The organism is Vibrio sp. MMH1-50, assembly GCF_022347645.1.
GTDB classification, from domain to species: Bacteria; Pseudomonadota; Gammaproteobacteria; order Enterobacterales; family Vibrionaceae; genus Vibrio; species Vibrio harveyi.
Genome location: NZ_JAKRGG010000001.1, coordinates 75,216 through 93,660, shown reverse-complemented (window position 1 = coordinate 93,660; position 18,445 = coordinate 75,216). Strand labels below are relative to the sequence as shown.

Annotated in this window: 17 protein-coding genes; 6 read left to right on the top strand and 11 right to left on the bottom strand. The window is 45.3% G+C overall.

The window, feature by feature from the left end:
* Positions 1 to 108 precede the first annotated feature (108 nt).
* Complete coding sequence (locus MHO32_RS00400) at positions 109 to 1,782, bottom strand: methyl-accepting chemotaxis protein (RefSeq protein ID WP_239210490.1); 1,674 nt, start codon at positions 1,780 to 1,782, stop codon at positions 109 to 111.
* Between the two features lie 207 nt (positions 1,783 to 1,989).
* On the opposite strand from MHO32_RS00400, the gene coaBC reads away from it, so the two are divergent.
* The 3 genes from coaBC (at position 1,990) to MHO32_RS00385 (ending at position 4,895) form a co-directional block, all read left to right on the top strand.
* A complete protein-coding gene (gene coaBC, locus MHO32_RS00395; protein ID WP_009701743.1) occupies positions 1,990 to 3,189 on the top strand; it encodes a bifunctional phosphopantothenoylcysteine decarboxylase/phosphopantothenate--cysteine ligase CoaBC in 1,200 nt (399 codons plus the stop codon).
* Positions 3,190 to 3,348: 159 nt separating this feature from the next.
* Positions 3,349 to 3,939, top strand: a complete 591-nt coding sequence (gene slmA, locus MHO32_RS00390; protein WP_005449362.1) for a nucleoid occlusion factor SlmA — start codon at positions 3,349 to 3,351, stop codon at positions 3,937 to 3,939.
* A 5-nt stretch (positions 3,940 to 3,944) separates the two neighbouring features.
* Positions 3,945 to 4,895, top strand: a complete 951-nt coding sequence (locus MHO32_RS00385; RefSeq protein ID WP_009701742.1) for a Kdo(2)-lipid IV(A) acyltransferase — start codon at positions 3,945 to 3,947, stop codon at positions 4,893 to 4,895.
* Positions 4,896 to 5,083: 188 nt separating this feature from the next.
* On the opposite strand, the gene pyrE is transcribed toward MHO32_RS00385, so the two are convergent.
* Both pyrE and rph read right to left on the bottom strand, forming a co-directional pair.
* Positions 5,084 to 5,725 carry an orotate phosphoribosyltransferase gene (gene pyrE, locus MHO32_RS00380; RefSeq protein ID WP_005379384.1) on the bottom strand — a complete coding sequence of 214 codons (642 nt, stop codon included), beginning with the start codon at positions 5,723 to 5,725 and terminating at the stop codon, positions 5,084 to 5,086.
* A gap of 104 nt (positions 5,726 to 5,829) precedes the next feature.
* Positions 5,830 to 6,546, bottom strand: coding sequence for a ribonuclease PH (gene rph, locus MHO32_RS00375; protein WP_005430192.1), 717 nt, complete (start codon positions 6,544 to 6,546; stop codon positions 5,830 to 5,832).
* 174 nt (positions 6,547 to 6,720) lie between these two features.
* Here rph and MHO32_RS00370 point away from each other — a divergent pair, with 174 nt between their 5' ends.
* The 3 genes from MHO32_RS00370 to MHO32_RS00360 all read left to right on the top strand — a co-directional run bounded on the left by MHO32_RS00370 (position 6,721) and on the right by MHO32_RS00360 (position 9,795).
* On the top strand, positions 6,721 to 7,587 hold the full coding sequence (locus MHO32_RS00370) for a YicC/YloC family endoribonuclease (protein WP_009698958.1): 867 nt from the start codon (positions 6,721 to 6,723) through the stop codon (positions 7,585 to 7,587).
* Positions 7,588 to 7,713: 126 nt separating this feature from the next.
* Complete coding sequence (locus MHO32_RS00365) at positions 7,714 to 9,132, top strand: winged helix-turn-helix domain-containing protein (protein WP_239210489.1); 1,419 nt, start codon at positions 7,714 to 7,716, stop codon at positions 9,130 to 9,132.
* A 186-nt stretch (positions 9,133 to 9,318) separates the two neighbouring features.
* Entirely contained in the window at positions 9,319 to 9,795 is a 477-nt protein-coding gene (locus MHO32_RS00360) for a hypothetical protein (protein ID WP_239210488.1), read from the top strand.
* Positions 9,796 to 9,849: 54 nt separating this feature from the next.
* On the opposite strand, the gene MHO32_RS00355 is transcribed toward MHO32_RS00360, so the two are convergent.
* From MHO32_RS00355 to MHO32_RS00320, 8 genes are all read right to left on the bottom strand, one after another.
* Positions 9,850 to 10,803, bottom strand: coding sequence for a DMT family transporter (locus MHO32_RS00355; protein ID WP_239210487.1), 954 nt, complete (start codon positions 10,801 to 10,803; stop codon positions 9,850 to 9,852).
* Positions 10,804 to 11,001: 198 nt separating this feature from the next.
* A complete protein-coding gene (locus tag MHO32_RS00350) occupies positions 11,002 to 11,373 on the bottom strand; it encodes a hypothetical protein (RefSeq protein WP_239210486.1) in 372 nt (123 codons plus the stop codon).
* Between the two features lie 174 nt (positions 11,374 to 11,547).
* Complete coding sequence (locus MHO32_RS00345; protein ID WP_005449378.1) at positions 11,548 to 11,973, bottom strand: phosphate-starvation-inducible protein PsiE; 426 nt, start codon at positions 11,971 to 11,973, stop codon at positions 11,548 to 11,550.
* A 162-nt stretch (positions 11,974 to 12,135) separates the two neighbouring features.
* Positions 12,136 to 12,975 carry an ABC transporter ATP-binding protein gene (locus tag MHO32_RS00340; protein ID WP_005449380.1) on the bottom strand — a complete coding sequence of 280 codons (840 nt, stop codon included), beginning with the start codon at positions 12,973 to 12,975 and terminating at the stop codon, positions 12,136 to 12,138.
* Between the two features lie 36 nt (positions 12,976 to 13,011).
* Entirely contained in the window at positions 13,012 to 13,869 is an 858-nt protein-coding gene (locus MHO32_RS00335) for an ABC transporter ATP-binding protein (RefSeq protein WP_005449382.1), read from the bottom strand.
* A 9-nt stretch (positions 13,870 to 13,878) separates the two neighbouring features.
* Positions 13,879 to 15,705 carry an extracellular solute-binding protein gene (locus MHO32_RS00330; protein ID WP_239210485.1) on the bottom strand — a complete coding sequence of 609 codons (1,827 nt, stop codon included), beginning with the start codon at positions 15,703 to 15,705 and terminating at the stop codon, positions 13,879 to 13,881.
* A gap of 38 nt (positions 15,706 to 15,743) precedes the next feature.
* On the bottom strand, positions 15,744 to 16,787 hold the full coding sequence (locus MHO32_RS00325; RefSeq protein WP_005449386.1) for an ABC transporter permease: 1,044 nt from the start codon (positions 16,785 to 16,787) through the stop codon (positions 15,744 to 15,746).
* 1 nt (position 16,788) lies between these two features.
* Positions 16,789 to 17,814, bottom strand: a complete 1,026-nt coding sequence (locus MHO32_RS00320) for an ABC transporter permease subunit (RefSeq protein ID WP_005434432.1) — start codon at positions 17,812 to 17,814, stop codon at positions 16,789 to 16,791.
* Positions 17,815 to 18,445: the final 631 nt, after the last annotated feature.

Here is an 18,445-nt window from a genome sequence, read left to right as displayed (position 1 = left end):
GGCTCGATTGATGAGTGAGCGCCTATTGCACAAAATAAAAAGCGAAAATCGAACCTGACTTTCGCTTTTTTCGTTAGCCACTGCTTTTCTATGTAATCAAGTGATCCATCAAAGCTTGAAATTTCCAACCAGATCGTGAATTTCAGATCCTGACTGTGACAACTGAGTACTGATGCCTTCCGCATGCTGAAGTGTGTCATTAATACGATTCACGATTTGCTGAATCGCCACTAGATTCTGGTTGATGTCTTCAGCAACAGCACTTTGCTCTTCAGCCGCAGAAGCGGTTTGAATGCCCATATCTCGAATTGTTCCGATAGAATGGTGCACGCCGGACAGCGATTGCTGAATCATTGACGACTCTTCAACGGTCTTCGCGCCGCGCTCTTGGCTAGCCGACATAGTGGTCACCGCTCTCGAAACACCAGTTTGTAGTTGCTTGAGCATATCGCCAATTTCATGGGTGCTGTTTTGCGTTCGACTGGCTAACGAGCGAACCTCATCAGCCACCACAGCAAAACCTCGCCCTTGCTCTCCAGCACGTGCAGCTTCAATCGCAGCATTCAATGCGAGTAAGTTGGTCTGCTCGGCAATTTCACCAATAACATCGAGCACCTTAGTAATCTGCTCAGTTTGTTGGCTCAGTTCTGCAATCGCATCAGAAGTACTGTTCACTTCATCGACCAGCTTGCTAATGCCATCAATCGCTTGATCGACTTCGCGCTGCGCCTCGGTCACTTGTTCGTTCGCATCGTCAATCGCCTGAGCAGTAGCATTAGTGTTACTTGCGACCTCTTTTGCCGTCATGCTCATTTGTGTTACTGCAGTTACCACCTTATCAGTTTCGAGGCAGTGGTTTTGCATTTGAGCACTGGCTTGAGACGTTTGCTGATCCAATTGTCCAGAGACGCTTTGTACTGTATTGGCAGAGCGCTGAATGTCCTGCATTAGCGGATGAAGCTTATCCATAAACTCATTAAATGCCGATGCCACCTCACCGACTTCATCTTTACTTTCAATTTTCAGACGAGCCGTCAAGTCGCCGCCACCGGCAGCCACGTCTTGTAAAGAAGCGGCAATGTGTTGCAACGGAAGAATACCTTTGGAGACGATGATGCTGGTAAGTATGCTAGTAATAATGAGCCCGATAACCGAGATTGTTACCGCTGAGATCGTATGTTCATTCAACTCTTGTGTACGCAGTTCACGCTGCATTGCCACTTGCTGATCAATATCATCAATATAGATGCCCGTACCAAGCACCCAGTCCCACTTAGACAAGTATTCGGCATAACCTAATTTTGGAGCTTGCGCATCAATAGTTGGTTTATGCCAAGAGAAATAAAGGAAACCATCTCCGTTCTTAGATGCATCAATCAGTCCGCCAATCACTGCTACGCCATTTTCATCTTTCAAGCCGATAAGGTTTTTACCTTCTAGGGATGGCTTAATCGCATGCAGCGTGTTGACCCCTTTCGAATCATAAGCAAAGAAATAACCGTCGCTTTCAAAACGCATTGCTTTGAGAATTTCTTTTGCCGCTTCTTTGTTATTGCCGTTTACGTCCGTATCGTAAAGCGGCTTTATCGCTGTAACACCCATCATCATGTAGGCTTGCAGCTCTTTTTTACGTGTATCAATCAGCTCTTGTCTATCTCGAGCTAATTCCGCTTCTAAGCTATTACAACCATTGATGTAATACACCACCGAGATCAATGTGGTGATCAACAACAAAGGGATCAGAGTCACCAGCAGCAATTTACTTCGACTTTTCAACACCATCTTATTCCACTACCTCATTATTGTTATTTTTCCCTTTCTATCTTGCAGAGCAGACAGAGATTGTCTGTGAAGTAAGCAAAAGTTTTATATAAGGCTCAGCAATTAATATTCGGTAGTTTGATATGGATTAGCTTCTGATTAGATTTGCGTGGGCGGTGAGAGATTCAGTTGTGCTAAACTCGTCGCCAGAAAAATTGGAGATCTCACATGCAAACACTAGCAGGAAAGAAAATTCTACTCGGCATCAGTGGCGGTATTGCCGCGTATAAATGTGCGGAGCTAACCCGTCGCCTAATAGAAAGAGGCGCACAAGTTCAAGTAGTGATGACCAAAGCGGCGAAGGAGTTCATTACTCCCTTAACCATGCAGGCAGTCTCTGGGCGTCCGGTGTCGGACAGCTTGTTAGACCCTGCGGCAGAAGCATCAATGGGTCATATTGAACTGGCAAAATGGGCAGATTTGGTTCTTCTTGCACCTGCAACTGCAGATTTGATTGCACGTATGTCGGCAGGCATGGGCAATGATTTGCTCACCACGTTAGTACTTGCGACAGATTCTCCTATCGCTGTTTCACCAGCAATGAATCAGCAGATGTACCGTAACGTCGCAACCCAAGAAAATATCGCAACACTGGCACGCCGTGGTATGCATATCTGGGGACCTGCGGCAGGTGAACAAGCATGTGGTGACATTGGTCCTGGTCGTATGCTAGAGCCAATGCAACTTGTCGGTTTGTGTGAACAGTTCTTCCAACCAAAACTGTTAGCAGGAAAATCAGTACTGATCACCGCGGGTCCAACTCGTGAAGCGATTGACCCAGTGCGATACATCTCTAACCACAGCTCAGGAAAAATGGGCTTTGCATTAGCGAATGCCGCAGCACAGTTGGGAGCCAAAGTAACGCTTATCAGCGGACCTGTAAGCTTGAATACGCCAGCAGGTGTTGAGCGTATCAACGTTGCGAGTGCTCAAGAGATGCATGCTGCTGTGACAACTCACGCGCCTAACCACGATGCTTTCATTAGCTGTGCGGCAGTGGCGGATTACCGCCCAGAAAATGTAGCGTCTCAAAAGTTAAAAAAGACTGAAAACAACGACCAGATGACCATCAATATGGTGAAAAACCCTGATATCGTAGCGACCGTTGCCAATATGACTGAGCAACGTCCATTCACGGTTGGCTTCGCAGCCGAAACCAACGATGTCGCTACTTACGCTCGTGGCAAACTGGTGAAGAAGAACCTCGACATGATTTGTGCGAACGATGTATCAGTTGAAGGTCAAGGCTTTAACAGTAACGACAACGCCATCACCCTGTTCTGGTCGCAAGGCGAACTGGCGTTAGCATTGGAATCAAAAGAAGCATTGAGCTTCAAAATCTTAGAAAAGATGCATGATTTAATGTAATAACCCTTTCGTTTTCATCGAAAACTGGCACAAATTTGGTACAAACATGACAACTGAGGGTGTTAAAGCTCCCATTACACCCTCGCTAGTCTAGTTTGATGCCAAATAGCGTCTTATAATCCCCTCCGCTCAACTTTGTATTTTGAAAGGAAGTAACTAATGGCCGGCAGTAAAAAATCCAATCGTCGTGAAGAAATCTTGCAAGCTCTCGCACAGATGCTTGAATCTACAGAAGGCGCTTCACGCATTACTACGGCAAAATTGGCTAAGCAAGTCGGTGTTTCAGAAGCAGCACTTTACCGTCACTTCCCAAGTAAAGCTCGCATGTTTGAAGGCTTGATTGAGTTCATTGAAGAAGCACTCATGACACGTATCAACCGTATTTTGGATGATGAGAAAGACACGCTAGAACGCATTCGCTTGGTTATGCATCTTATCTTGGCATTCTCAGAACGTAACCCAGGTTTGACACGCATTCTTTCTGGTCATGCTCTAATGTTTGAAAATGAGCGCCTACGCGATCGCATCAACCAGTTGTTTGAGCGCATCGAAACGCAACTTCGTCAAATCCTGCGTGAACGTAAGATCCGTGAAGGTAAATCTTTCCCCGTTGAAGAGCGCATTTTAGCCGCTCAGATCCTAGGGCAAGTTGAAGGTAGCTTGAACCGCTTTGTTCGCAGTGACTTCAAATACCAACCAACGGCAAACTTTGACGAGTACTGGGCACTTCTTAGCGCACAAATTAAGTAGAGATTATGAGTAAAGACAAATTCACTAAGCCGGAGTTTTCTCTTTCCCTTCTCCACCCTCGCAACTGGGGCGTTTGGCTCGGCTTTGGCTTTTTGGCTATCGTAGTTAATATTCTTCCATACCGCATGCTGCTATCGTTAGGTCGTACGCTCGGTCACATCGGCATGCGCTATGGTAAAAAGCGTGTGCATGTTGCAACGCGTAACCTAGAGTTGGCATTTCCAGATAAGCCAGCAGAAGAGATTCAACATATTGTTGAAGAGAACTTCAAAAACACCGGTATGGCGTTAATTGAAACGGGCATCACTTGGTTTTGGCCAACGTGGCGTTTCAAAACGCTGATCATTGAGAAAGACCTAGTCGCACTTCGTGAAAAAGCCGCAGAAGGCAAAGGTGTCCTACTGTGCTGTGTTCATGCTCTTAACCTTGAGATCACAGCACGCGCTTTTGCGGTTCTTGGCGTGGCTGGGTACGGTGCGTTCCGTCCACATGACAACCCTGCGTACAACTTCATCCAGTATTGGGGGCGCACACATAACGGCAACAAACTGATTGACCGTAAAGACGTTAAGCAGATGATTCGCGTCCTACGCAGCGGTGAGCGCTTGTTCTACCTGCCAGACCACGATTACGGCCGCAACAAATCTGTATTTGTGCCGTTCTTTGCGGTCGAAGATGCATGCACCACAACTGGCACTAGTATTTTGGCTTACACATCTAAGTGCTCGATTATTCCGGGTTCTGGTTTCCGCAATAAAGATGGCAAGTATGAAATCATTGCTGATAAGTGCATTGAAGCCGACTATCCGAAAAAGGATGAAGTCGCAGCAGCGGCTTATATGAACACCTTTGTAGAAGAAGTGATTCTGCGCGCACCAGAGCAATGGATGTGGCTACACAAACGCTATAAAACAATGCCTGACGAAAGCACGCCGAAAGGTATTCGCTACAAATAGGTGACGTCGACAGATTAAAAAGGGGCTGATGGATAACCACCAGCCCCTTTTTCTTTCAGGTCAAACCAGACTCCCAATTCATCGTTCTTCCTCTTGAAAATGACGATGAACAATGAACAATCTCATTAACGTCATTTCCTACAGTGAGGAGCAAACGCGATAGGAAATCTCGCTTTCCAAATTCAGAATTAAATGCCGTATTCTGCGCGGTACGCTTTGACTGCTTCTAGATGTTCTTTGTCTGTACCTTTCTCTTCAAGGAAAGTCACAAGGTCAGTCAGGCTAACGATTGAGATGATTGCACAACCAAAGTCACGCTCCACTTCTTGAATCGCAGACAGCTCACCTTTGCCTTTTTCTTGGCGGTCAATCGCAACCAACACACCAGCAAGGTCTGCGCCATTTGCTTGAATGATTTCCATCGATTCACGAATCGCAGTACCTGCTGTGATTACGTCATCCACTAGCATAATACGACCTTCAAGCGCCGAGCCTACAAGATTACCGCCTTCGCCGTGGTCTTTCGCTTCTTTACGGTTGAAGCAGTAAGGCGTGTCGATATCGTGGTGATCCGCTAGCGCTACTGCTGTTGTCGTGGCGATTGGAATACCTTTGTACGCTGGACCAAACAGCACATCAAACTCAATGCCTGAATCCGCAAGCGCTGCGGCATAAAAACGACCAAGACGCGCTAGGTCACGACCAGTATTGAAAAGACCAGCGTTAAAGAAGTACGGGCTTTTACGGCCAGATTTCAAAGTAAACTCACCAAACTTAAGAACTTCTTTCTCAAGTGCAAACTCAATAAATTCACGCTGGTATGCTTTCATTATTTTCTCTCTATGTCCTTGGTTTCTTGTGGATCTTCTCGACAACCATTCATTTCTCTATTGTCGAGATAAAAAAATAGCCCCCATAATGGGAGCTATCTAAATCAATTGGCTAACGCCGCCTTCTGCGCTGCGACAATTTCCGTAATGCCGACTTTCGCCGACTCTAACAGAGCCATCAGTTGCTCATGACTAAACGGTTCACCTTCTGCGGTGCCCTGAATTTCAATCATCTTGCCTTCTTCTGTCATCACAACGTTCATGTCTGTGTCTGCCGCTGAATCTTCAACGTACTCAAGGTCACACAGAACATCATCGCCTAGCAAACCAACTGAAACTGCCGCTACGTGACCTTTCATTGGGTTTGCTTTTAGCTTGCCGCTATCCACTAGGTGTTGAAACGCGTCTGCCATTGCAACGCTTGCGCCGCTGATAGATGCAGTGCGAGTACCGCCGTCTGCTTGGATAACATCACAGTCAACCGTGATCATGAACTCACCCATCGCTTGTAGATCAACCACAGCGCGCAGGCTACGTGCGATCAAGCGTTGGATTTCCATCGTACGACCACCTTGCTTACCGTTTGCCGCTTCACGACGAGTACGCGAGTGAGTTGCACGAGGTAGCATGCCGTATTCAGCCGTTACCCAGCCTTTACCTTGACCTTTTAGCCAACGAGGCACAGATTCTTCAACGGTCGCATTACACAACACTTTGGTGTTACCAAATTCAACTAACACTGAGCCTTCAGCGTAAGCTGTGTAGTTACGAGTAATTTTGATTGGGCGAACTTGGTCCGCCTTGCGATCGTTTGGACGCATGGGCATCTACCTTAAGTAATGAGGAGAAGACGATTTGGTTGGGCGCAGATTATAACGGAATCGATTAAATAAAGCTATCTGGACAATCTCGACTCAGAATAGCAAAGCCACTGCCATCTGGCTGTGCTACTATTGCGGGGTAATTTTCAGCAAATTAGAAGACAGGAAAATTCAATGATTTACAGTATGACAGCGTACGCGCGTAAAGAAGTGAAAGGCGATTGGGGTAGCGCAGTGTGGGAAATCCGCAGTGTAAACCAACGCTACCTAGAAACTTATTTCCGTATGCCAGAGCAGTTCCGTGCTCTTGAGCCAGTACTGCGCGAGCGTTTTCGTAAGCGCCTAGCACGCGGCAAAGTAGAATGTAGCCTGCGTTTTGAAGCTAACCCAGCAGCAAAAGCTGAACTAAGCATCAATGAAGCACTGGCAAACCAAGTGATCAAAGCCGCTGAGCAAGTGATGCACATGACTGGCGAGCTAAGCCGCATTAACCCATTCCAAGTAATGCAATGGCCAGGTGTGATGGAAACACCAGAGCAAAACATGGATGAAGTAAACAAAGAACTGCTTGCTGCTTTTGACGAAGCAATCAACGAGTTCATCGACGCGCGTGGTCGTGAAGGCGACAATATGAAAGCGCTTATCGAGCAACGCCTAGAAGCGATCACTGCAGAAGTTGTAAAAGTTCGCGCACGCATGCCAGAAATCCTAGAGTGGCAACGTGAGCGTCTGTTCTCGAAGTTTGAAGATGCAAAAGTAGAGCTAGACCCATCTCGCGTTGAACAAGAACTTATCCTTCTGGCGCAAAAATCAGACGTAGCAGAAGAGCTAGACCGTCTTGACTCTCACGTGAAAGAGACCACAAACATCTTGAAAAAAGGTGGCGCAGTCGGTCGTCGTCTAGACTTCATGATGCAAGAGTTCAACCGTGAATCGAACACACTAGCGTCAAAATCTATCAGCACAGACATCACCGCATCAGGTGTTGAACTTAAAGTTCTGATTGAGCAAATGCGCGAACAGATCCAGAACATCGAGTAATAAAAGACCTTGATGAGATATCAAAAAGCCTCGCACTGCGGGGCTTTTTATTTGCTGATGCTGAACTTGCTTCCTATTTATAAAACCAATAGTCTTGTGTGGTTACTTCTAAACCATTGAATCGCTATGACTCGCTCGCATTGCTTCATCCTGCAACATGACTCCCCTATTTCTTTCTATCCTGATAAAAATCAGTTGATGATTGATAATGAGGAGATTCATTTAGAACCATTGCAAGCAAAACTGCTGAGCTACTTTATCGAGAACCGTGGGAAAGTACTGAGTACCCAGCAAATCGCCGATGATGTCTGGCAAAGAAAGCAGGTTTCCGACAACTTGGTGAGACAAGTGATTAGTCTACTGCGAAGTCAGCTTCAGGACAAAACTCGTCCATATCGCATCATTCAGACCATTCCTAAGCAAGGTTACTTATTTGATATCGAAGTGACTGAGCCAAGCATAAAGCACTCTCCAATCCCTGAAGAATCTACTCCTCTTACTCGTACCGCCAAGCCTAAAAATAAGCGTATGGTTTTAGCTGTAGCGGCAATCCTAACGGTTGGGCTTATTGTGGCTTGGGCAGTACAAAATGGTGACACCACTGATGACACAACGGTGATAACAGCACAACAAAGTGACGTAGTGCCCGTTTATATTCATGATATTACGCTTGATTCCACCAGCAACTTTGAAATGGCAGAAAGCGTATATAACTATCTCTTCTATGGGCTAAATTCAGCCAAAAACCTATCCGGTTATCACTATTCTCAGTTATCCCAACAAAGTAAGCAGTCTCTTGCCAACCACGGTGTTGAGCTCAAAAGCTGGATTAAGAAAGTAGATAGCAATTATGTGCTTAGCGTCTTGGTGCAAAACAACCATCAACCCAACCAGAGCCAAAAGGTAGAGAAGACGTTTAACCAAGATAACTTCTTCGATGCTATCGGCGATGTAATTTTAGAAATCAAAGCCATCATTGCACCAATGAGCCCCGATTACGAAGTGGCTAGCCATCGCGTGACTTCCATCAGTAACTATGACGATTGGAAAGTGATCTCTGAAGGGATTTCTCTTTTCTATCAAGGTAAAGGTGGTCCTGCTTTTTCGGATATTGCTCAGCAGCTTAATGCGATTCAACAACAAGGGCGAGACAGCTATTTGGTCAGCGCTTTGTTGTCTTACTCTGAATCTTTAGCTTACTTACGCGAGCACAAACAAGAAGATCGCGAACAGGCGCTTCACTCAGCTAAGCAGGCGTTCGAACTGAACCCACGCTGTGATATTGCCAACCTCACTTTGGGGCTTGCTTTACTTATCAACCAGCACCCGAATCAAGCCTTCCCCTACTTGTTTTATGCAGCAGAAAGCACGCCAAGCCCAATCAGTTTTTACTTACTCAGCGTGGCTGACAAACTCGCAGATAACCCGAAAGGCTCGCAATACAATTACCAACGCTATACTGAGATGAAAAAAGAGCATAACGGCCAACTGTTTGATCTTATTGAATCTTCACAAAAAGCAAACCTATTCCAAACAGCAGAATAGCCTCAAATAAAGCGAAGTGAAAAATCGCTGCTCTCGCCTATTGTAAAGTCAGCCTCCTCAATGCTGATGGGTATTCTGGATGTTTGATTTTTGTTTGGAGTTCAACTCGCTTGCCTTGCATCAAGCGTAAAAAACGCACCTTCCACATACTTGTAAACCAAATCATTCATTTCTTGGGATACACACATGTTGAAGAAGTTTGCTTTTCAGATCATTCCAACCCAGATCTTTCTGTTCGTCTTTTGGTTCAAAAATGGCTTTATCGATAAAGTGATGGGTGTGCTACTTGGCATCATCACGCCTGATACCGCCTATGCAGGTGATACTTGGGCTGGCTGGAAAGGTTATATCGTTGGAACGTGGGATAAGAGCCAAGTTGGTCATGCACTGCTGAGCCCAACGTTCGACTTTATGTTCCCGATTCTCATTGCTTTGCAATGCTTACCGTTTTTATTGGTGATTCGCTCGGTACTGGCAGGCGAATTTATGGCAGGTAAAGAACGTCCGTGGCTACTCTATGCGGCTTTTGCATCTCTGTTCGTAACGGGTTGTATGGCTTTCACCCAAACCATTACAGGTGCAAGTGATGGACAATATCTATGGCAATTTATTGGCTTTAGCATGGTTGCCATCATGTATCTGCGTAACGAGCAAGGTAAATAGCATTACGTCAAAAGCCCCAATCAAATGGGGCTTTTTCATGGTGTTTAGTCGGTGTTAAGCGTTGATGTTCTTCATACAATGCTCACATAGCACAGGCTTTTGCTCTGCAGACTTGAGGCGAAAACGCTGCCAGAAAGTAGGCTCAGCTTTAGTCACAAAAATACCGCCCAGTAATGGCAGCAGCAGAGCGACAGAAACCAACGACAAACTGTTACCCGCAATCCATGTTGAAAGGCTCAGCGCTATCAACGGGAAGAACAGGAAACAAATCGAGGCGGTAAACGGCGTAGACACTTGTCCAAGCTTAAAGTACGCCACGATGCCACCGACGCTAGCAAACATACCGAGATAAATCACAGCAGTAATCGAATCCATCGAGAACTGAGAAAGAGCCGGCTGTTCGACAATCAGTGAGGTGATAAAGAGCAACGCTGAGGCAACAAAGCTTGGAAAGGCGTTGTAAGTCAGCACTGGAATGCCTTTACAGAACTTTTCAACAAACACATACATCACCGAATGAATCGCGACCGCCCCACCTAAAGCGAGAAAGCCCAGCAGGTAATCCTCTCCACCCAAACTCATCTCTTTCGCTAGAATCAAAACTAAGCTCAACACCGCGACTAAAAGACCAGCAATCTGAGATTTACGCAACCTAAGTCCAAGGAACAGGCTTGATGTCACCATCACCGCAATCGGCATGTTGGCGAAGATGATCGAGGCAAGGCCTGATGAAATATATTGTTCACCAAAAATCATCAAGGTAAACGGAATCGCGAAATAGAAAATCGCGACCACAAACATCCAGAACACTTTCCCTTTAGGGAAGAACAAAGGTTGTTTGAGGTGTTTCGCCAACATGATTAATAGCGGCGCAGCGATCAGGAAGCGCAGACCGGTAGCAAAGATGGGCGGAATAGTTTGCACCGCCACTTCCATCGCAAACCACGTGGTGCCCCAAATCAAGCACACAGACACAAACAAGATAATTGGTAGATGCTTATGCGTCATGGCGACCTCCCGCTTGTCGGTTGATAACAAGGTTTGGTAGGCACGCAGCAAGGTGCTCAGTACGAGCAATTAGATTGGTTTTCATTTTTCATTCCCATCACAGGATGGTGCAAATAGAAAGCTATTTACACGCGTAACAAATTCGCACGACATTACGTGCAGTAAAATTGTTGGCAGCGAAATGCTGCGAGATAGGAATTAAGCTATCGGAGGACGAAAGTGAGAGTGCATGTCTGCACTGGTATAGAGCGCGATTTTGCTTATCGCCAGTTCATCTCTGTAAGGTGCTTCATAAGATCTTGGCTGAGTTTCAACAACAGCCGTACCCGATGCGTGACCATGAGAACAACACTGCTTTTCAAAGCATGCTCCGCCCGGTTCACAACAACCTGACTCGTTCTTTTCTACCGAGCCAAAGGTCAAATTACAGTAGCTAATATGCAGAGAATCAGCCATCGCAATGTGATTCGCCGTTGATGGTATTTCTGCACGAGCGATACCGCTTGAAAGCGCAAAAGCAATCAAGACACTCAGCAGAAAGTAAATTGTCGATGTGCTTTTCGCTAGCATCACAATATCTCATCAAACAGGCAGAAAAAAGAAAAGGTTAGTGTGAAGATACTCATCAATAGAGCAAGAAACAAGATGGCTTGAGATGACTTTACACTTTTTTACCCCCCAAGCCATTTGGATGTGATTTCCCTTCACGCAAAAATAAAGCCTCGCACTGAGCGAGGCTTAACATCATTCGTCTTTTTCGGCGGTTTGATTATCTATATACGGCCAATAATGGTGACCAACTCGAATAACCAAGGTTGCCGCGGCCAGAATAAACGCAGCTAAAGAGAGCCATACTATCATCACGGAGTCGAGCTCTTTCATACCAAGCGTGATGTAGCGAGCAATGGCCATCATGGCAATATAAATTGGGTAACGAACGGGTATCTTACCATTCATCACGAACTGCCCGACCATGGCGAGCACTTCCAAATAGATAAACATCAATAAGATGTCATCGAGCGATACACGCTTTTGTACATAAATGTGAATAAACTCTTCCACCATCGCCCACACAGTTGCCAAAGTAATGGCGACCAGAAGCACGGCTTCAAGCACATGAAAGATTTTCAGAAATGGACGACTGAATGATTTAGGTAAATGCGACGGCATAGCCAACTATCCAAACAAATCAAAGGAATAAGTTTGCAGTGTAGCACGCTCTTTTCAAGAAGCTGAAGACGTGCTCTCTCTCAGCGAGAAAAAACACACATAATAAAAACGCTCCAACCAAGTGGAGCGTTTTTCGATGATGATTTTACTCAGCGGATGGCGTTACGCCACTTGCTGCTTTTTTTCTGCTAAACGCTTTTTCTTGCGATATTTCGGGTGTGTAATCGGAATCGCGGACAAGAGTTTCTTGGTGTAATCATTTTGAGGGTTTGCGTAGATTTCCTTCGCCTTACCTGCTTCCACTACTTTACCAAAATACATCACCGCCACTTTATCAGACACATGTTTCACCACAGACAAATCATGAGAGATAAAGATGATTGCAAGGTTCATTTCTTGCTGAAGTTGCAGTAACAAGTTCAAGATCTGCGCCTGAACAGACACATCCAATGCAGAGACCGACTCATCACAGATGAGCAATTTAGGTTTTAACGCAATGGCACGAGCAATACCGATACGCTGACGTTGACCGCCAGAAAATTCGTGTGGATAACGGTTTACAGCGGTTTCAGGTAAACCGACTTTTACAAGCAACTCCTTCACCCACTGTTTTCGCTCTGCAGATGTACCAATCTTATGAATCACATACGGCTCTTCGAGAATCATACCAATCGTATGACGTTGATTGAGTGACTCCATTGGGTCCTGAAAGACAATCTGCATGTCCTTACGTAACGAACGCATTTCTTTGACGGAAAACTTAGTAATGTCTTTACCTTCAAAGAAAATCTTACCTTCTGTCGGTTCGTACAGCTTTAGGATCGTACGACCTAGTGTGCTTTTTCCACAACCAGACTCACCAACGAGCCCAAGGGTCTCGCCCTGACCTACTGACAACGACACACCATCAACAGCTTTAATGGTATATCCCTTCTTAAACAGTCCTTTACCAGATACAAAGTGCTGCTTAAGATTTTCAATTCTTAATACTTCTTTTGCCATAACATCCTCTTTTATGACTTGTTCACTTTGCACCAGTTAGCTAGCAAACATACTGGCATCAATCGGTTTAATGTCGATCATCTGCTTAGGTTCATTATCTAAACTTGGCATCAAGCCCATCAAACGCTCTGTGTACGGGTGTTGCGGGTTGTCAAACAGTTCGAAAATTTCAGCTTTTTCGACAATACGACCGCCATACATGACTGCCACGTCATCGCACACTTCCGCAACAACACCAAGGTCATGAGTAATGAAGATCATCGCCATACCCGTTTCTTCTTGAAGTTCATTCATTAGTTCAAGAATAGACGCCTGTACCGTTACATCCAATGCCGTAGTTGGCTCATCACAGATAAGAATGTCTGGTTTACACGCCAACGCCATCGCAATCATCACACGCTGACGCATACCACCCGATAGATTATGCGGGTACTCATTCAAGCGTTTTTCCGGCATCGGGATTTTCACTTTCGCCAACATTTCTATCGCGTAAGCTTCACGCTCTTTCTTACCAAGTTCAGGTCGATGCAGCTCTAGCACTTCACAAAGCTGACGACCGATTGAATGAACTGGATTCAACGCTGTCATTGGGTCTTGAAAGATGATTGAGATGCGGTCACCACGCATGGCATACATCTCTTCTGCTGGTAAGGTAACTAAATTAGTACCACGGTAGTCAATCTCACCATTGACGATATTGCCATAAGGTTTTGGCAACAGCCCCATGATAGACATGGAGGTAACACTCTTACCACTACCGGATTCACCTACTAGACCCAGCGTACGACCAGCGCGAACATCAAAATTCACACCATGCAGCACTTTTACCGGACCATCATCAGTAGTGAACTCAACCTCAAGGTCTTTAACACTCAGGATTACATCGTTTTCCATAACACATCCTTACAGCTTATACGTGTCATCAACGACAACAACAGGTTCAAAGGTTTTACCCGACTTCATCGCTTTCTGGGTTTCTTTCTTCACGTCTTTGTCGATCCAATACGTGCCATCACCGATAATTCCGCCACTAAACAACGCTTCTGTCATTCGATTCATTGGTTTCTCTGGCAATTTCAACCAACGCCAGTGTCCATAACGAACGTAAGGAACCATGTAGCCAGAAACAATCACGTGCGCATCAATAATGTCTCGCTGAATCTCATGACCTAGTTGGATCTTCTTATCCATGTCCATGTTAAAGCGATACGCAATGATCTTTTCATCTAACTCTGGCGTGCTGTAGTTAGTGAATGAGTTCGTTTGCGGTTTGTTGGCGTTCACGGAATGGAAGTATTCCCAGTAAGTTGGGATTTCCGAAGTACCCATATCAAAGAAAGCAAGTTCGTGTTTTTTCTCACGTACATACTTAAACATCGATGAACCATCAATCAGCTTCAGCTCAATGTCCAACCCTGCCAATTTTGCCTGTTCACGTAAGAAAGCAATACGCGGTGTATGAACTGGAGAGGAGTACGTCAATTCAAAGCTCAAACGCTGACCTTTATCATTCACGCGAATACCATCGGAACCAATCTTATCGAAGCCTGCAGCTTCGAACGCTGCCGCCGCTTTTTCTGGTTCAAACTTGGGCGCTTTCACATCTGGTAAAGTGTACTTACCATGCCCAAAGCCTGTTGGGTTGGGTTTACGGCTGTAGTCTCCACGCATAACATTCTCAATCATGCCGTCGAAATCTGTCGCGTAAGTGATCCCTTTGCGAATGTTTAAATCATTAAGTAGAGGCATAGCAGTGTTTATCCACACGCCACCTGCACCAACGGGATATTGGTTATAACCCCAGAACTTCTCAATGTAACCCTTTTGGTAAGGGGCAGTATTGGATTTATCATGCCATAGACTTGGTAAAACCAACGCAAATGCGTCCAACTTACCTTTTTCAAAGTGCTTCATCGCAATATCACTATCGCGGATAACCGTGATACGAATTTTGTCGACGTTATAGCGATTCTCGTAGTACTTGTTGGTGTAACCCCACCAGTCCTCTCCTACATGCTTAAAGGTAACGCTTTTACCTTTTTTGATATCCGCCAAGTAATAAGCACTGGTCGTTGGTTCACTTTTAAAGTTGTAGTAGCGCACAAAATCATCATGAATGCCGTCACCGTTCGCGTCTTTCTTCGGATTCGCATAGAAATGAGCAGGACGAGGACGTAGCGCCCCCATTCTCAATAACAACTCTTCTGGGTTGAGCTCTTTCGCAGCCTTCACGGCGAAGGTGTGATCGTCAAATTTGATAACATCAGCAACCGTTTTGTTGTAATAGTCGTTGTACCAAGGCTCTAAAATGTCTTTCGAGCGGTAAAACTTAAGCATAAAAACAAAGTCGTCTGCCGTGACTGGCTTGCCATCCGACCATTTAGCTTGTGGGTTCAGTTTGAAATAAACCGTTTTATTGTCACCCGCTAATGCCCACTCATTGGCTAGCTCTGGGATGAATTCAAGCGTATCTGGGTGGCGAACCACCAACCCTGGAGTTTCATCCAAGATGAAAGAGCGTAAGCCAGAGTTAGCATCAGGACCAACACTGCGTAGAGTCTGGGGAAAGCTCGACATATAAGTGCGGTAAGTCCCACCACGCTTTGCTTCAGGAGAGCCATATTGCGGCTCATCCCAGTTCGTTTGCCAGTTTAAGTCAGTCGGAAGCGTCGCTGACATCGCACCAAAACTTAGGGCGCTTAGCGTGGACGCTAAAATTATTTTTTTCATAAAACTTCCCTTTTTTATGTTTTGCTCACAGTGCATGCTTAAACATAGCGTGTGAATTTTTTCGGGTCGAATGCTGCTCGAATCGCTTCACCGATAAAGGTCACCATAACCAGTACCAGAACAATCGAGCTCACTACTGATGCAACGATCCATGGCGAGTCTAGGTTCGACTTACCTTGTTGCAACAACTCACCCCAACTTGGCGTTGGAGGCATCAAACCAAGGCCTAGGTAATCCAGTGCCGTCAGTGCAGTGATGTTTGCAGCGATAGTAAATGGTGCAAGAGTCACAATCATAACCATGGTATTTGGCAAGATGTGGTTGAATAGAATACGTCCAGTGGATGCACCAAGTGCGCGCGCAGCCATCACGTATTCACGAGCTGATTCTTTATAAGTCATGGTACGCATGTACCACGTCATCCCCATCCATCCAAAGAGTACGTTGATGGCAACGAATAAGGTGAACGTGGGCTGAACTATCGAAACTAAAATCATGATGACGTACAAAAACGGCACCATAGACCACACTTCGATCAAACGTTGAACAAACAGGTCAAACTTACCGCCCCAAAAGCCCATCGCACAGCCAACAGCAGTACCAATCGCATACGAGATTGCCATTGTCAGCAAGGCAAACCCCATCGCCGTTCGAAAGCCGTAAACCAATCGAGCTAAGATGTCTCGGCCAATCACGTCCGTACCAAGGTAGTGTTTACTCTCAGCATCTGGAGCCGTTGGCGGGAAGTCACCACTAAAATCTTGCTCGTACGGGTTCCACGGCACAATCGGCAGAATAACGAAGTTATCACCACCTTCCGCTTCGAAGACTTTTTGCAGCTCGCGGTAATCCGCTTCACTGGAAGACGCTTGACCAAACTCGCTGCCTAAACGCACATCACTCACCACAGGAAAGTAAAAGCTACCGTCGTATTTGACGACAAGCGCTTTACTGTTGATCAACAACTCAGCAAATAGAGAAAGGATCAACATGGTCGATAAGATCACAAATGACCAGTAACCACGTTTGATTTCTTTAAAGTGGCGGATTTTCTTTTGAGTTAACGGGCTAACTTTAATCATATTACGCTCCAAACTTCACACGTGGGTCGACTAAAGCAACACAGATATCTGAAATGATATTACCGATCAGCAGTAATACCGCGTTGATAGCTACGATGCCCATTACTACAGGATAATCGCGCTCCATGATGGACTCATAGCCAAGCAGACCGATGCCATCAATGTTGAAAATTACTTCAATAAGGAATGCACCTGTCATAAAGAACAACAGAGAGTTACCGAAGTGAGAGGCGATAGGAATTAAGCTATTGCGTAGTGCGTGCTTACGTACCGCTTTCTTAAATGGCAAACCTTTCGCAATGGCAGTACGAATGTAATCAGATGATAGGTTTTCCATTAGGTTGTTCTTCATCGTCATCGTCAACGTTGCAAAATCACCGATGAGATAACAGATCAAAGGCAGCACCGCGTGCCACATAATGTCTTTCGCTCGCTCAAAAAAGGTCTCATAGTCATCAAAATCATCACCAACGAAGCCTCCCATCGGGAACCACTCTAGGTGATAACTGAACAAGGTAATAAGGAGGACACCTACCACATACCCAGGCAAGGCGTAACCAACGAAAATAAGAATAGAAGACGCGGAGTCAAACACGGAACCGTGCTTCAACGCTTTATAGTAACCAAGTGGGATAGAGATAAAGTAACTGATAAAGAAGGTCATCCCACCATAGAATAAGGAGACAGGTAGACGCTCCGCAATCATGTCTGATACAGGCTCGTAGTAACGTGTTGACTCACCTAGGTCCAACGTCACTAAGCGGCTCAGCCATTCAACGTACGCTTCCATAACTGGCTTATCTAAACCGTAGAAAGCATTAAGCTCCGCGATTTGGTCATCGGAAAGAGCGGTGTTACCACCCGCAGAAGTCATTGATGCGGCACCATCACCTTGCGCTTGCATTTGAGAAAGCATGCGCTCAACCGGACCACCAGGTACGAATCGCGTGATAGCAAAGATAAGAATGGTAATTCCGAGAAACGTTGGAATCACCAACGCCAATCGACGTAAAAAGTACGACAGCATATACAACTTGCTCCTTGTCTACTGTCCATTATTAGGCGGGGTTGGAGAGGAAAGATCCGGCCCAAAATGGTGCATTTCTATCCCGTAGTAACTAAAGCTGTTGAAACACACTCCCTGAGTTTCAAAAGTCAGTTTTTTCCACTACTGCAATAATTTCAGCGTCATATTTATCTTGAATCCGAGCAAGCTTCAAGTGTTTGAATCCAAAACATGACAAACTTCTTCCGATGTCGAAAAACAGAAATGTTTTTGTAAATAATTATAAAAAACCACAAAAACAATTCATACAGAATATCAATCTAGGCACTTTAGAGCCAAAAGCCTATATAAACATGCAGATATCCAGAATAAATAGACAAAACCACCTAAGCGATATTTGACCCAAAAATACGAGTGAGCCCTTTGATAACGGTGGGTATCATATTCTGATACCATCCAGTGCGAGCGAGTTAACATACCTACCATTCCGTAAAAAGCATAGATCAGAATTATTCTCTAGATATACATCCATTTTCAGTGCTAATCGCCCACTTAAAATCCATAGGCGATATAAGTCATTAGTGTTTACAAGAAACACAAAATACGGTGTTTTATTAAGATTTGATCTCGATTTATAAACGTCATGCAGTAA

Bases quoted from the DNA above. Each gene is read 5' to 3' on its own strand.
- coaBC (WP_009701743.1), top strand. From the start codon at position 1,990: ATGCAAACACTAGCAGGAAAGAAAATTCTACTCGGCATCAGTGGCGGT.
- MHO32_RS00340 (WP_005449380.1), bottom strand. From the start codon at position 12,975: ATGGCAAAAGAAGTATTAAGAATTGAAAATCTTAAGCAGCACTTTGTA.
- MHO32_RS00360 (WP_239210488.1), top strand. From the start codon at position 9,319: ATGTTGAAGAAGTTTGCTTTTCAGATCATTCCAACCCAGATCTTTCTG.
- MHO32_RS00385 (WP_009701742.1), top strand. From the start codon at position 3,945: ATGAGTAAAGACAAATTCACTAAGCCGGAGTTTTCTCTTTCCCTTCTC.
- MHO32_RS00335 (WP_005449382.1), bottom strand. From the start codon at position 13,869: ATGGAAAACGATGTAATCCTGAGTGTTAAAGACCTTGAGGTTGAGTTC.
- MHO32_RS00320 (WP_005434432.1), bottom strand. From the start codon at position 17,814: ATGCTGTCGTACTTTTTACGTCGATTGGCGTTGGTGATTCCAACGTTT.
- MHO32_RS00350 (WP_239210486.1), bottom strand. From the start codon at position 11,373: ATGCTAGCGAAAAGCACATCGACAATTTACTTTCTGCTGAGTGTCTTG.
- pyrE (WP_005379384.1), bottom strand. From the start codon at position 5,725: ATGAAAGCATACCAGCGTGAATTTATTGAGTTTGCACTTGAGAAAGAA.
- MHO32_RS00325 (WP_005449386.1), bottom strand. From the start codon at position 16,787: ATGATTAAAGTTAGCCCGTTAACTCAAAAGAAAATCCGCCACTTTAAA.
- MHO32_RS00400 (WP_239210490.1), bottom strand. From the start codon at position 1,782: ATGGTGTTGAAAAGTCGAAGTAAATTGCTGCTGGTGACTCTGATCCCT.
- MHO32_RS00330 (WP_239210485.1), bottom strand. From the start codon at position 15,705: ATGAAAAAAATAATTTTAGCGTCCACGCTAAGCGCCCTAAGTTTTGGT.
- MHO32_RS00370 (WP_009698958.1), top strand. From the start codon at position 6,721: ATGATTTACAGTATGACAGCGTACGCGCGTAAAGAAGTGAAAGGCGAT.
- MHO32_RS00365 (WP_239210489.1), top strand. From the start codon at position 7,714: ATGACTCGCTCGCATTGCTTCATCCTGCAACATGACTCCCCTATTTCT.
- MHO32_RS00345 (WP_005449378.1), bottom strand. From the start codon at position 11,973: ATGCCGTCGCATTTACCTAAATCATTCAGTCGTCCATTTCTGAAAATC.
- slmA (WP_005449362.1), top strand. From the start codon at position 3,349: ATGGCCGGCAGTAAAAAATCCAATCGTCGTGAAGAAATCTTGCAAGCT.
- MHO32_RS00355 (WP_239210487.1), bottom strand. From the start codon at position 10,803: ATGACGCATAAGCATCTACCAATTATCTTGTTTGTGTCTGTGTGCTTG.
- rph (WP_005430192.1), bottom strand. From the start codon at position 6,546: ATGCGTCCAAACGATCGCAAGGCGGACCAAGTTCGCCCAATCAAAATT.